Source organism: Marinomonas sp. HM11-D, assembly GCF_057626615.1.
Map to the genome: position 1 here is coordinate 49,164 of NZ_JBMMKT010000016.1, position 14,360 is coordinate 63,523.

The window sequence follows — 14,360 nt, forward strand, 5'->3', positions numbered from 1 at the left end:
ACTTATTTAGCAGACCAATGGGTGACACCTTCAACAGAAGTGCCTGCGCCAACATCCTTGTAAAACATAAAACTGCTCGCATCACCGTCCAATGTGGATGCGCCGACAATAGTATCGCCAGAGGTAGAATATAAGAAACCGCGATCTTTGATTACGCCAGAGCCACTTACTGTGATGGGCGATATTAGTGGCGAGCTGACCGATACTTTTGTGTCGAATCGACCATTTGTGAAATTAATATTTAAATGACTGTTTGTAGTGGACACCGAGGCTGCTGACAAGATACCCCCTGTATTCACCGTAGCTTGTGAGGCCAATAGATTAAAGGAAACACTGCCTAGACTCGTATCTATGCTTTGTCTGTCCTCAGAAGGAGAGCGAAACAGTACCAGGTCAGACTGAAATGGACTTGGTCTAACTTGATCTACACGGTTACTAGACGCTTCACTGTAAGTGAAAACAATGTTGTCTTTGTCCGTTGCCTTTGGTGGTCCGGAGTAACGTCCCCACATTAGGCGTTGAACGCGCTCTGTATTAGGCTGGCTTTTGATAAAGATATCAGCGCTATTTTCATTGACGAGGCGATTGTCTAAATCGGAGCGCTCCAACGAGCCTGAGCTTTGGTTTGCTTTACTGGTTGAGGTGTTACTTGCCCCTTCATCGGTCGTATTGGTTTCGTGCGGCTGTGATTGAATCTTTGTTTCATCAATCGATATCGTTGGAATACCTGCTGAAAGAGGTAGCAATCTAGGGGATTCGTACAAAGAGCTAAACTCTAACAATTGCTGAGCATCGCTTGCCAGTTCAACGGTATTGCTAGATTGACAAGGACCTACCGACGCCGCCTGACAATCCACTGAATAAGGGGCAACGATAATGGCGCCTTCATTGACCACTGCTTGCAGCAAGTCGTTTGAAGACTTCACCACAAAGTCTGTACCACGCACGCCAATGGCAGCGATTGGAGTATTCAAACGGAACTTATCACGGGCTGCCTTAGCACCTTGGCCTGAGATAGAACGCATCACACCCTGTTCCAAATTGAACTTAATCACCGACTCGCTCGGCTGACTTGCATTGTATTGGTATTGCTCGATAAGTAAGCGGCTTTCTGGACGAACACTTACCAACCCATTGTCAATAAAGCGCACATGAACATGACCATTGCCAAGGGTCTGAATCACATCACCAGTACCCACTTTGGTGCCAATTTTGACAGGGGTATCACCATTGATAAATGCTTTGCCTAGCAAGAATGTAACTTCACCCGCATCGTGCTCTGGTGCAGCTTGCGCGGCAGTGGCTAAACATAGTAGCCCTCCAATACAAGCATTGGCATAGAACTTGATAGATTGTCGTACATTTGGCAATTGCATCGTCAATATCCGCCTTGAGACACACAAGGTCAGCTGTTCGTCTCAGAATAAACAAAATTAAAGTTAGCCTAGATAATACGCGGCTTAGGTTAAATAGAAGTGATTACAATCACACAAAAAAAAGAAGTCATGTATGGCTAGGTAACTATCAAGTCTAGGTGTAAAGTTATCCCCATGTGGTAATAATTGTTATGCCTGTGGGCAAAAAGTTTCCGCACCTGTGGATTGTGGATAACGTTTCGGGTTAAATGATCGCCCATTTTAGAATTGTCATGTGAATACTGGCTTGCAGTATTGTCGAAGAAGAAATTTGTATTTGTGAAAAGCCTTTGTCTGAAAAGCATCGTTATGGAAAGTGAGCATGGCAGTTACCATTGAGCTGTTGAAGTGCTTTCCTATGCTGTCCTCATTGCCAGAGAGCACCCTAGAGCAACTAGCGACCCAATCAACGCTGAAAAATGTGAGTCGAAGAGCGGTCGTGGTGAATGGTGGCGTGGCATCAGAATACCTGTGCTTTTTATTTGAAGGGCGTCTGCAAGGCGTAGATTTCACTTTAGACGGGCGTGAGGTTGGGCTCTACTTTGTTGAACCTGGCGACTTCTGTGGCGAATTAGGTTTATTCGATCAACAGGGACAACCGGAAAGTGTGATCGCCTTATCCAAATCACAAATCATCTACATGCCTGCCAGTGCCGTTCGAGCAGCACTGCAGGGCAGTCACGAATTGGTCGAACGTCTGTTCACGCGCATGGCGACCCGTGTGCGAAAGCTTTCTGCGCAGCGCGCCTTACTTGGCTTATCCAGTACCGTTGCCCGTGTTTGTGGTCAGCTGTGGATGATGTTGGAAGAACAAGATGCCAATAACCGGAAAGAAGGCGTCATAGCCAACCCACCAACTCATCAAGAACTGGGCATCATGCTCAATCTGAGTCGTGAAACCGTGACTCGGGTGTTTCAAACGCTGCAGTCAGAAGAAATCGTCAAGCGGGACGGCACAACTCGTTTGTTGATTCTAAATGAGCAAGGCTTAAAAGGTTTGTTTGAAGCCGGAGATAGCTAGTCTCCTTTGTAGGAGCTCGGTTCCCGAGCGAAAACATCCCGCGCACGGCGCGGTCCTACATATATCCCCGATGGAATCGGGTCGTACGAGCTTAAATTAGCGCAATAACTTATCTCGAACTCGTCTTTGCAAAGACAATGGCACTCGCTTCGCCACAGATCTCAGCAACGGCGCTTGTCGCACTTTAAACAAACCATACAAAGCTTTACGGCGTAGCTTCTGCTTAAACGACAGATCAACCTTGGTTAATGGTTGTGTTAGCTCTAACCAACTCTCAAGATCCGCATCGTTTAAAGTCTGTATCTGTACTGTCGTAGGGTTCAACAACGATAAATAGCTATCACGGTAGTTGGTGTACTGTTTTGCGGGCAGTTGGTCATTGGCAAAAGCCGTTAACTCGCCACCTTGTTGTGCCAGTTTGTTGAACAACGCCGCCATCTCATCAGCGTTACTGTCCCAAGGCACAATCCAGCTATTCTCACGGCCATGCAAGCGCTCGGCAAACGCACCAATATTTGGAGCAACGACCGGTAAGCCTGCTTCGATAGCGGCGCTTAAAGTATAGCTGTAAGTCTCTGGCCAAAGGGCTGTAAACCAAACCAGATCCGCCTGACCTGAATCTCGACGTTGTTGCAGCATTTCTAGCAGCTCATGCTCTTTATAACGACCGCTGATGGTAAGCGCTGTTTTTGGTTTGCAGTGTAATTCACGGTAACTATAGCCAATCAGCTCAAACTCGACATTAAAGCCTTGTTTGGCACACAAGCGCGCCGTATTTTCGAGTAAATCCGCCCCTTTGATTTTACTCAGAGCGCCGATCACAACTACTTTTAAAGGTGTTTGCTGTTTTGGCATGAGTGTTCGTACCGTGAAAGCAGCATGATCTAAATGTCGTGCCTGCTCATGGTATTGAGTGACAATATTTGCTTCTGGGAAGGCTTCTAGATAAAGCGCTTGGCAAGCAAGACTTGGTGCCAAGCACGCCTTAGCATCATTTAATAAAGGTCTAAATGTATCGAGCCAAGTTTGACTAAGCTGGCTTATTGCCGGCGTAAAGAAATGACCTTGATCGTCCGTTAACGAAATACTTTCATGTAAGTAGTAGTAGTCATGCAGCGTCACAAGCCATGGCTTATCAAGTGTCCTAGGCAGTGACATAACCCATTCAGGTAGGCCAATCATATGATGGAAATGAAAGCCTGCTAACGGTAGCTGTGATAAAACTTCTGACAGTAACTCTTGTTGTGAATGGCTCTCGAAATACAGGGTGTATTCTGATTCCTCACACGCTAGACCATCGACACCGGATTTGACACGGGTCAGCGATAGATAGCCTGGCTTTTTCAAACTTGGCATCAGCATTAGCGAATAACATTGGTTACTTGTTTCGCGGCTTAATTCTTCAATAAAGCGAACCGTACCACCGCCACGGTTATGGCTCACATGAATGGTAATTGGCTGGGAGCCGAAACGCAGTGCTGCTAACCAAGTGCGAATACGTGCAGGCTTCGCTGGGTCTTCAGCGATATGGCGTTGCACGTCTACGTCGTAACGTGGGTGGCGTTTTAGCAACTTGCCAAGTGCCGTGTGTTTCAGCTCATTATGCTCATCACCAAAACTCACGTTACCGGTATGTTGCACAAAGGTGTCTAAGGCAAAGCGGTTTTTCCAACCGGCTTTAATAGCGCGCTGGCAAAAGTCGTTTTCTTCGCCATAGCCTTTGCCGAAGGTTTCCACATCAAAGTAGCCAAGATCGTCCAAGCAGGCGCGGCGGATATACATACAAAAACCTACGCCACTTGGCACATTCACTGCTTTGCCAAGATTGGCTTTGGCAAACAGAGTGTCTAGCAATTCAAGAGGTGTATTGCTTGCCAGCGCATTGTCTTGGCAAAAGTCAGGGTAACTACAAATCGTGGCATTGTTTGAAAATGGCGTCACGGTACCGATTTTGTCATCGGCGTAAGCGGCCTGGGTAATTTTGTCCAACCAATCATTGGCCACCAAGGTATCACTGTTAAGTAGCAATACATCACGCTCTGGGTGAAGCTGCATACCGCGGTTCACCGTTGCCACAAAGCCAAGGTTTTCTTCATTTACTAATAACGTGTACTCGCCTAAATCTGCGCGCTCACGCAGCAAGGCGCTGACTTCCGGCTCAGGAGAGCAATCATCAATTAAAATAAGCTCGTATGCTTGCTGATTGTATGATGCCTTAATGCTATCAAGGCAATCGATTACATCTTGTAGACCGCGGTAAACCGGTACAATCACGTCAATCGGGTGATTCATGTATTCCTCATTTTTTACGAGCAAATAATTTGCGACAGATATGGCCAATGCAGTGGCGGGCAAATGTTCAAGGTTTTGATCTTAATAGCTTATTAACCATAAAGATGAAAGCATTACGAATACGCTCTGCATATTTATAGCGACGCTGCAGGCGGCTAAGCAGTTGGCTTAAATGTTCAATGTCTTTATCTTTGGTTGCGATGGTTTGCAAAGCATGAGTATGTAGCGCCCCGATGCGATCTAACTCAACTTGATTCAATGCTTGCAATGAAGCGATAGAGGACTCACGCCATTGATGCGTATCGGCTAGCAAAGAGAGCTGTTCGGAGTTTGAGAGCTTCGGTAGCCATTTTTCGTAAACTTGCTTAAACGCTTGATGTTGGCGGTCATTATCTCGTACCCCAGAGCCCGCATCATGAATACGATAAGCACAGCTGGCCTGCTCAACAAAATGAAACTGACAATGCTCAGAAACCTGCAGCCAAAAATCCCAGTCTTCAAACAAATCAAATGCGCTATCAAAAGCGACACCGAATTCTCGCACAGCAGTGGGTAATAAAACCGTCAGGATCGGCAAGCTATTTTGATAAAATAGCTGGTTTTTTGCTAGGGTATGACCGGTAACGGACAGCAGATGTTCCTCACCGTTTTCATCCACATGCACAGCTCTAGCTTGGCAATGCAGCGCAATCAACTCACCTTTGTCTGCGACACGATTGTGAGCTGCGACCAGAGACGCAATATGCTCTGGATCGAAATAATCATCGTCATCCAGAAATACACAAAACGGACTGTTAGCGGCATTTAGCCCAACATTGGCGGCATTAGCTCTACCAACACTGTGCTCGTGTTGAATTAAATTGAGCGATACATCGATAGCATGCTGAAGCCAGCTTTGTAGTAGTGGCGCAATGTCCGCACCGCCATCGTTTACGATGACTAGCTCAAGAGGACGGTAAGACTGCGTGAGGACTGAAGCAACGGCCTGCTGTAACAGCTCAGGGCGATTTTTTGTTCTAACTACAACACTGACCGCAGTGTTCACATCACTCATATTTATTGATCCTGCCTAACAGCATTCCATGCTTCGATAAAATCCTAAAATCAAGCGCGAAATGGTAGCTTTTTCCAGCAAAACATACCAGACCAATAAACCATAATCAGAGTAGGGCCAAGATCTTTGTAGGCGCTCGGTTCCCGAGCGGAAAAATCCCACGCACAGCGCAGTCCTACAGATTGCGGCAATGGTCTTGATTTGAAGGAAGTTACCCCTCCTACAAAATAGCTGCTTATGCTATCTTACTCGCCATTTTCAGAGCTTTAGGAACGAGCTTAACCATGCTACCAGTCAAGTGGTTCTGGCAATATGCCCTGCCAATACAACATTTAAACCTGATCATTCAGTTAACCAAACGCTCCATCCAGCAACGGTTTAAAGGCTCTATCCTAGGCGTGGCTTGGGTATTTATCACGCCGATTCTGATGCTGAGTGTCTACACCTTTGTCTTTAAATCCGTGCTAAAAGCCAAATGGCCCGGCAACGAAGACGCCAACAACATTGAGTTTGCTCTGCAGATTTTCTCTGGTTTGCTGATCTTTAACCTGTTTGCCGAGGTATTAAGCCGAGCTGCCAGTCTGATTACAGAGCAACCCAATATGGTGAAAAAGGTGATATTCCCGCTGCCGATCTTTGCTTGGGTCAATGTGTTGTCGGCCTTGTTCTTTGCCCTTGTTAGCCTTGCGGTATTAGTAGTGGGCGCTTTCTTTATGCGCTCCGAGCTGACCGTGCATTTATTGGCTTTGCCTTTGCTGCTAGTGTTGGTAACACCACTGTTACTAGGTCTTAGCTGGGGGCTATCAGCACTGGGTGTGTACCTGCGTGATTTAACCCAAGTCGTGACGCTGGTGCTAACGCCATTGATGTTTCTATCGCCGATCTTTTACCCAACCAGCGCGTTACCAGAGTTAATTCAGCAACTGATCGTAGTGAATCCTCTGGTGCTGCCGATCGAACTATTGCGCGATCTAGTAATGACGGGGCAATGGCCAAACGGGTTGCCTTTGTTAGTCTATCTATTGGTGTCTGGCGTGGTGATGATTGTGGGCGCCGCAGGCTTTCACAAATTGAAAAAGGGGTTTGCCGATGTCCTCTGAGTTGGCGTTACACATCGACCATGTGTCCAAAATCTATAATCTGTATGACTCACCGAAAGACCGCCTAAAGCAAATGCTAATGCGCGGTAAGCGTCAATATTTCCGCGAATATCAGGCCTTGCGCCAAGTATCGTTTGAACTTCCCAAAGGCGAAGTGCTGGGCGTCGTCGGTCGCAATGGTGCGGGCAAATCGACCTTACTGCAGCTGATCTGCGGTACGCTAACGCCAAGCTCTGGCAAGGTGCAGGTCAATGGTCGCATTGCCGCCTTATTAGAATTGGGTGCAGGCTTTAACCCGCAGTTTACGGGGCGTGAGAATATCTTCTTATCCGCCTCCATAATGGGCATTAGCAAACAGGAAGTCGAAGCCAAAATCGAAGACATCATCGACTTTGCTGGGGTGCGCAACTTTATCGATCAGCCGGTCTCGACCTATTCCAGCGGCATGTATGTGCGCCTAGCGTTTTCCGTAGCCACCAGTGTCGAGCCAGATATTTTGATTATCGACGAAGCGCTTTCAGTAGGTGATGGTGATTTTGCTCGCCGCTCTTTTGAACGCATTATGGCTATGAAAGAGCGTGGTGCGACCATCCTGTTCTGTTCTCATTCCCTGTATCAGATTGAAGTGCTGTGCTCCAAAGCCATCTGGTTGGAAAAAGGTCAACTGATCAAAACCGGTGAGCCGGGCAAAATTGTCTCAGAGTACCAAGCGTTTCTTGACTACCTAAGCCAACATCCTGAAGCCACTCCTGCAGATATGATGGCGCGTCAAAATACCACCGCCAAGCAAACGGCGTTGCCAATTGGCGAATACGCTCGCATTCAACAGGTGACTGCTTCGACGGCGACCGAGAAAGGCGACCGTCTCACCCTAATCAGCGGTGAAACCGACTTAACCCTGGATATTCGCTTTGTCTCCACCTTAAAAGAGCAAACGCCACAGGTGGCCATTGCCATTCATAATGCCGCAGGTCAACTGATCAGTAGCTGTGCTGCTTGGACCGCGGGCATTAAACCAACTGTGAATAGTGAAGGGCAGGGGCAAATGACGTTGACCCTGCCTAAGTTGCCGCTATTAAAGGGCACCTACTATGTTGGTGTGCTCCTATTTGATGAGCGTGGCATCTTTTTGCATGACGAAGCCGACCCGGTGGTGACCCTCGATATCGAACAGCCCAACCAAGAGCGGGGCATTGTTTTACTGCCGCACTCTTGGCAAGTCACCACTCAAGAACCACGTTTAAAAGCCGACGCCAGCGTCACCTCCCGACAGCCGAGCGATCGTTGGTTTGTGCGTCCTGCCGAGGACAAAGACCTAGAGCAAATCAAAGCCCTGTTCCAAGATGCCTTTGGTCAAACCTTGTACGAAGACATCTGGCACTGGAAATATCGCTACGCCAAATCCCCTGGCTACGTGGTGTTTGAAGGGGACGACATGGTCGCCTTCTGTGGCGGTGCTCCCCGTAAAGGTTTGGTGCAGGGCAACCCCACCACCTTCTGCCAGATCGGTGATGTGATGGTAGCCAGCAAGCAACGTGGCATCTTGACCAAAACAGGGCCATTCTACCGCTGCGTTTACCCCTTTATGGGTGAACAAATCGGCGAAGGCCGCGACGAAACCTTTGCCTTTGGCTTCCCTAATAAACGCCACCTGCGCGTCGGCGAGCGTCAAAAACTGTACGCCTCATTTGATAAGATTCTCGAAGCCACTTGGCCCGCCAACGCCAATCAGCTAACCCTGACTCGCTGGCAAGGTGAACCCGAGCTAGGCGATGCAATCGATCGACATTGGCAAGCGATGCAGCCACATTTAACCCACCATCTGGTGGGCTTGCACGACCAGGCGTGGCTACGCTTCCGCTACCTTGAAAAGCCCCATGACCACTACCAAATCTATCTAGTCGGGGATAACCGTCAGACATCGCTGGGCGTGATCGTGATCAAAGATCACCCAGAGAAAGATCATATAGAACTGCTCGACTTTATCGGCACCCCAGAGCACAGCGCACAACTGATCGCCGCCGCCCAGCAATGTGCCGCCAGCATCGGCCGCCATCAAGTGTACGCATGGCTGACACCGAACGTGTATAAATGGTTAGAGCAAACTGGTGGACACACGCAACTGACCGACATCGTTGTCCCCGGCAATGGCATGGACAACCCAGAGCACACCGCCATCGCCATCGACAACTGGTGGCTACTCGGCGGCGACAGCGACTTTAGGTAATGCCAAAGCTTTGTAGGAGCTTGGTTCCCGAGCGAAAATATCCGCGCAAGAGTAGAAAGGGGTCAGATCCCTTATATGTAAAACCTTTTTGATAAATACCAAAATATCGATGTAAAAGGGATCTGACCCCTTGGTAGAGGTCAGGGCTGTCCCAGCTCGATATAAAAGGATCTAAGTGTGTTTGAACAATTCTTTACCCCTTACAAAACTGCCTGCGCGGTAAAAGGCGAGCGCATTGCTATCCTTGCCCCGCACCCAGATGATGAGATCTTTGGCTGTGGCGGCAGTGCGATCAAGTGGCAGCAACAGGGGAGAACTGTCCAAGCTTTTATCCTGACCTCAGGTGTGGTAGCAGGGGAGTTCAACGACCAAGCCAATCCCGAGCAACTGCGCGCCGACAAAGCTAAGCTTCGCCAAGACGAATCCAAAGCCGCTGCTGATCTACTTGGTCTACCTGAGCCGATCTTTCTTAACCGCCAAGACGGGGCGTTACTAGCAGACACCAACATCGAAGCCTTGCTCTTCCAGCAATTAGAAACCTGGCAACCGACCACGCTGGTGATCCCTTCCTGCTGGGAAATGCACCGTGATCACCGTGCCACCGCAGAGCTAGGCTTAGCACTGGCACAAAAGCTACCCACGGTCGAACAAGTGGCTATGTATGAAATAGGCGTGCCCCTATCGCCCAATGTATTAGAAGACATCAGCGCTGAGCAGCCGCGAAAATGGCAAGCCATGCAGTGCTTCCCGTCGCAGCTCGCGCTACAGCGCTATGCCGAGCATATTAATGGCCTTAACCAATACCGCACCTACACCTTGGGCTTAGGTATTACCCATGCAGAAGCCTTTTGTTGTATTGCAAAAGACGAGCTACCAATCTTTATCGAACACTTCCAGCCAGTGACAACCACGCAAGCTTTACTGCGTTCTGAGCAATCCCGTCACCCAGATCAACAGCGTATCGTCCAGTTGGAGCAACAAATACAGCACCTAGAGAAGAGTTTATCTTGGCGTATCACACGTCCATTACGCTGGCTCCGCGCTCTTTTTTGATTACTTTATAAGCACCTAAACAGGTCTAATGCCTTGTTTCATCATAATAAAGGCCCAAATGCGTAAAAAAATATTGATCGCAACAAGGCTTTTATGACAACCTTTGCGACTGATTAAAATTGTTTGTTTTGGCAAAGGCTTCTGTGTCCCACAGAAGTATTTAGTCAAGACAAACGCTAGAGAAGTGAACAAATGTTAAATCGTGTGATGCCCATCACATCCTTTTGACCCAAGCTCCCTTACTCTGCACCCTATGCTAAGTGATAGTTGATGCTACAACTGAAAAGTGTCCTATTCACATAAGTGTCACAACCCTACGGCATGATATCAGTGAACACACTGGCCGAGGTTCGGCACAGGCGACCGAAACTCGCGCACCAGCGCAAGTTAAGCTAATACTGATTCAGGCAAGGCGGCCTAGGATTTTCGTCGCTAAGCTTGAAGATTAGTAAATAACCTTTGATCAAGGAGTTTTTAAATGGCTATTAGTCAACAACAACGTACGGACCTTCTTACTCTTCTAGTAGGTATGTTCGACGCAGCACCTGCTTCAGACATCCTAGATGATCTAGCAAACGGTATCGATAACGGCAACACTATCGCTCAATACGCAGCGAACCTAGTTGAGTCTTCTGAATTTACTGGCATCTACTCTCGCGCCCTAACGGCTGAAGAGTTCGCGACTTCTTTCATCGCTAACCTACTAGGTGGCACTGTTTCTGCAGAAACAACTACTGAAGCAGAAGCATTTGTTGCGGGTCGTCTAAACGCTGGCGCATCTCGTGACGTTGTAATCATCGAAGCTCTAACTGCACTATCTGCAGTATCTGAAGATGATGCAACTTGGGGTGCAGCAGTAGCTCAACTAAACAACAAAGTTGAAGTTGCTGAATACTTCGGTACTCAGGCGCAGTACACTGGTCTTTCTTTGTCTCAAATGCAAGCAGCACTTAACGGTGTAACTTCTGACGATGCAACTGTAACTGCTAAAAAAGAAGCTATCGACTCTGGTGATCTAGAAGGCGTTGGCGCTTCTGGTCAGACATTCACGTTGACTACTGGTACTGACGTGTTGACTGGTACTAACGGCAACGATACATTCGTTGGTGTATCTGATGGCGTAACATCTACGACTGTAGGTGCTGGTCAGCCAGTTACTGAAACTTTTGGCGGTCTGGATTCTCTTGACGGTGGTGCAGGTAAAGATACTCTAGTTCTTACTAACTCTACTGGCACGATGACTCTTGATACATCTGTAACAGTTAAGAATATTGAAACAGTTCAATTAACAAGTGCAACAGGTGCTGTTACTGCTGATGTTTCTAACTGGACTGGTCTAACGTCAGTTGATGTTGATAACCGTGCTGCTACTGCTAGTACAGTAACAACTAAAGCAAACGCAACAAGTGTTTCTGTGAAGGGCGGCAATGCAGCTACTATTACAGACAGTGCTACAGGTACAACTAAAGACACAGTAGCAACAGTTTCTATTGATAACGTTGCTGGTGCGACATCTATCGTATCTGATGCAGTAACTGCTCTTAACGTAAGCAACAATGCTAACAACGTTACTGTAACTGCTGCTGCAGGCACTCGTGAGCTTAATCTAGGTCTAGATAAAGTTACTGGTGGTACGATCTCTGATGCTACAGCAACAACGGTAAACGTTGCTGCGACTGGTGCAAACTCTACTGGTGTAGCACTTTCTGCTGCAGCTGCTAAAGCGATTAACTTCTCTGGTGATAAAACAGTAAGTGTTGATATCGGTGCTGCACAAGCTGCTGGCCTAGTAATCACTTCTACTAACTCTGCTGGCGTAACATTAGCAACTAACCCTCTAGATACTGACGTTACGTTTACTGGTGGTGCTGGTAAAGACACAGTAACTGTTGGTGCGACAACTAAGACTATCGACATGGGCGCTGGTGATGACACTGTAGTTGTTACTGCTGCTCTAGGTACTGGCGGTAAACTAGTAGGTGGTGAAGGCACTGATACATTGTCTATGACTGCTGCGGTTGCACAAACTCTTTCTGCTACAGCTACATTCGAAGGCGTTGTAGAAGGCTTTGAGAAAGTTGCTCTAGGCCAAGTTGCTGCTAACACATCCAATACTGTTAACCTAGCAAACCTAGATGATATTTCTTATGTTGCTTCTGCTGGTACGGAATCTGGTGGCACAAATGAAACTGCGACATTTACACTAGCTTCTCTTACTGCTGGAACTAGCGTCACAATTGCTGGTCGTACAGTAACAGCTACAGGTGGTGATGCGTCAGCTGCTGACGTGGCTGCGGCAATCTCTTCTGGCACAACAAGTGGTAATGCGGTTGTTTCAGGTGCTTTGAGTGGCTACACTGTAGCTGCAGGTACATCTCCAGCTGTAACATTTACTTCTACTGCAACTGGTGACCAAACAAATCTTACTGCTACAACAACAGGTGTAGTTGCCCCATCTGTTCCGTCTGTATCTACTACAAATGGTACTGGCTCTACTGATGAAACGGCAGCAGTAACTTTTGTTGCTCTTAATGCTGGCCAAAGTGTAACAGTAGCGGGTCTAACAATCACTGCGTCTACAACTGTAACTGCTGATCAAGTTGCTACTGTAGCAGCGGGTGGTACTGTAGCTGGTCTGTCTACTTCTGGTAGCTTAACTGGTTGGACTGCAGGTGCAGCAGCTGGTACTGATGTGACTTTCACTAGCGCAACAGCTAACACTGATGTTACTAACATCGTAGTTTCTGCGGCTGGTACAACTGCTCCAACTGCACCAACAACAACACCTGTTAACGGTACAGCTGGTGCTTCTCTAACTGTTACTAACATGGCTAACAACGGCACATTCGAATTGACGGATGTTGTTGGTGGTTCTGCAACAGTTCAAATGAAAGATGCGACTGGTACTGCTGACGTACTAAACGTTAAGTTGAACGGCACTGCGAACATCGTAAACACTGGTACTCTAACGGTTGCTGGCGTTGAAACAATCAACATCGAAGCAACAGATAGCTCTGCTGATACTGTAACATTGACTAACCCAGCTGCTGCTTCAACAGTTAACTTGAACGCTGCTGCTGCGACGACAATCAATGTTTCTGGTAACCACGGTGTTGACTTCTCAGGCTCTACACTGACTAACGTTACTACTCTAGATGCTTCTGGTGTAGTTGCGACTGGTGCAACTTCTTCAGCGACTGCTGCTCAAATCGGCACGGCTGGTGCAGTAACTTTCACTTCTGCAGTGACTAACAAAGCTGTAACAGTGACTACTGGTAACGGTAACGATGTAATCAACGTTGGATCTGTAAACGATGCGACATTCCTTGCAACTAAAGTGACTGCTGCGACTGTAACAACAGGCGAAGGTAACGACACTGTTACTGGTTCTGCTGGTATGGACATTATCAACACTGGTGCTGGTAATGACACAGTTAACTCTTCTGCAGGCACAGATACAATCACGTTCGGTGCAGGTAACGATGAGTACAACCTTACAGCTGCATCTCACTCTGTTCTAGCTGCTTACGATACTATCACTGATTTCTCTGCTAACACTTACGGTGCTGGTGCGAACGGTGCGGTAACGACTGCTGGTGCGAACGGCGTTGTGTCAGCTTCACTAACAGGTGATGTGATTGACTTGACTGCTGTAATGGCTAACACAGTTGCTACGATCAACGTATACGTTGCATCAAACGCTGCGAACGCTCAAACGTTCATCCAGAACGTAGCTAGCGCATCTACAACTAACACTGATTCTGGTATTGCTTTGGATAGCTCTACTGGCTTGTTATACATTGACTTGGATAGTAACGGTGTAGTTGACTCTGTAATCGCATTGACTGGTGTAACAACTATCGATGCAGCAGCATTCACTTTCTAATATCTCTTTAAGAGATAAACCAATAGTTATCTTTGGGTAGCACTTGGTGAAAGTTTCAAAACCCTCATCACTTCAGTGGTGGGGGTTTTTATTTTTAAAGAACCATCTTACACTAACAACCATCTTAGACATCCACACTTATGTGATCCCCGTCATTCTTGTGCTGTTCAATATTTAATCAATCTGTTTGGTGTTCTATATTGAAAGCTCAACTTCCAAGGAGGGAATGATGTGCCTAAACACAACCATCTTAGACACCCACACTTATTTGACCCTCGTCATTCTTCTGTTGTTCAATATTTAATCAATTTA

General features: G+C 47.3%; 8 protein-coding genes. 5 read left to right on the top strand and 3 right to left on the bottom strand.

Annotation, left to right across the window (positions count from 1 at the left end):
* Nucleotides 1–2: 2 nt before the first annotated feature.
* Complete coding sequence (locus ACOSVP_RS16720; protein ID WP_487348616.1) at nt 3–1,376, bottom strand: FecR family protein; 1,374 nt, start codon at nt 1,374–1,376, stop codon at nt 3–5.
* 361 nt (nt 1,377–1,737) lie between these two features.
* Here ACOSVP_RS16720 and ACOSVP_RS16725 point away from each other — a divergent pair, with 361 nt between their 5' ends.
* A complete protein-coding gene (locus ACOSVP_RS16725; RefSeq protein ID WP_487348617.1) occupies nt 1,738–2,436 on the top strand; it encodes a Crp/Fnr family transcriptional regulator in 699 nt (232 codons plus the stop codon).
* Between the two features lie 96 nt (nt 2,437–2,532).
* Here ACOSVP_RS16725 and ACOSVP_RS16730 read toward each other — a convergent pair whose 3' ends face one another.
* Nucleotides 2,533–4,728: a glycosyltransferase gene (locus ACOSVP_RS16730; RefSeq protein WP_487348618.1), complete on the bottom strand. Its 2,196-nt coding sequence runs from the start codon at nt 4,726–4,728 to the stop codon at nt 2,533–2,535.
* A gap of 67 nt (nt 4,729–4,795) precedes the next feature.
* On the bottom strand, nt 4,796–5,782 hold the full coding sequence (locus ACOSVP_RS16735) for a glycosyltransferase family 2 protein (protein ID WP_487348619.1): 987 nt from the start codon (nt 5,780–5,782) through the stop codon (nt 4,796–4,798).
* Nucleotides 5,783–6,066: 284 nt separating this feature from the next.
* Here ACOSVP_RS16735 and ACOSVP_RS16740 point away from each other — a divergent pair, with 284 nt between their 5' ends.
* The 4 genes from ACOSVP_RS16740 (at nt 6,067) to ACOSVP_RS16755 (ending at nt 14,048) form a co-directional block, all read left to right on the top strand.
* Nucleotides 6,067–6,882 carry an ABC transporter permease gene (locus tag ACOSVP_RS16740; RefSeq protein ID WP_487348620.1) on the top strand — a complete coding sequence of 272 codons (816 nt, stop codon included), beginning with the start codon at nt 6,067–6,069 and terminating at the stop codon, nt 6,880–6,882.
* Nucleotides 6,872–9,109 (top strand): GNAT family N-acetyltransferase, encoded by a 2,238-nt coding sequence (locus tag ACOSVP_RS16745; RefSeq protein ID WP_487348621.1) that lies wholly within the window; start codon nt 6,872–6,874, stop codon nt 9,107–9,109. The genes ACOSVP_RS16740 and ACOSVP_RS16745 overlap by 11 nt, the downstream gene beginning before the upstream one ends.
* A 177-nt stretch (nt 9,110–9,286) precedes the next feature.
* Nucleotides 9,287–10,162 carry a PIG-L deacetylase family protein gene (locus ACOSVP_RS16750; protein ID WP_487348622.1) on the top strand — a complete coding sequence of 292 codons (876 nt, stop codon included), beginning with the start codon at nt 9,287–9,289 and terminating at the stop codon, nt 10,160–10,162.
* Nucleotides 10,163–10,640: 478 nt separating this feature from the next.
* Nucleotides 10,641–14,048 (top strand): beta strand repeat-containing protein, encoded by a 3,408-nt coding sequence (locus ACOSVP_RS16755; protein ID WP_487348623.1) that lies wholly within the window; start codon nt 10,641–10,643, stop codon nt 14,046–14,048.
* Nucleotides 14,049–14,360 lie beyond the last annotated feature (312 nt).

Bases quoted from the DNA above. Each gene is read 5' to 3' on its own strand.
- ACOSVP_RS16720 (WP_487348616.1), bottom strand. From the start codon at position 1,376: ATGCAATTGCCAAATGTACGACAATCTATCAAGTTCTATGCCAATGCT.
- ACOSVP_RS16745 (WP_487348621.1), top strand. From the start codon at position 6,872: ATGTCCTCTGAGTTGGCGTTACACATCGACCATGTGTCCAAAATCTAT.
- ACOSVP_RS16735 (WP_487348619.1), bottom strand. From the start codon at position 5,782: ATGAGTGATGTGAACACTGCGGTCAGTGTTGTAGTTAGAACAAAAAAT.
- ACOSVP_RS16725 (WP_487348617.1), top strand. From the start codon at position 1,738: ATGGCAGTTACCATTGAGCTGTTGAAGTGCTTTCCTATGCTGTCCTCA.
- ACOSVP_RS16730 (WP_487348618.1), bottom strand. From the start codon at position 4,728: ATGAATCACCCGATTGACGTGATTGTACCGGTTTACCGCGGTCTACAA.
- ACOSVP_RS16755 (WP_487348623.1), top strand. From the start codon at position 10,641: ATGGCTATTAGTCAACAACAACGTACGGACCTTCTTACTCTTCTAGTA.
- ACOSVP_RS16740 (WP_487348620.1), top strand. From the start codon at position 6,067: ATGCTACCAGTCAAGTGGTTCTGGCAATATGCCCTGCCAATACAACAT.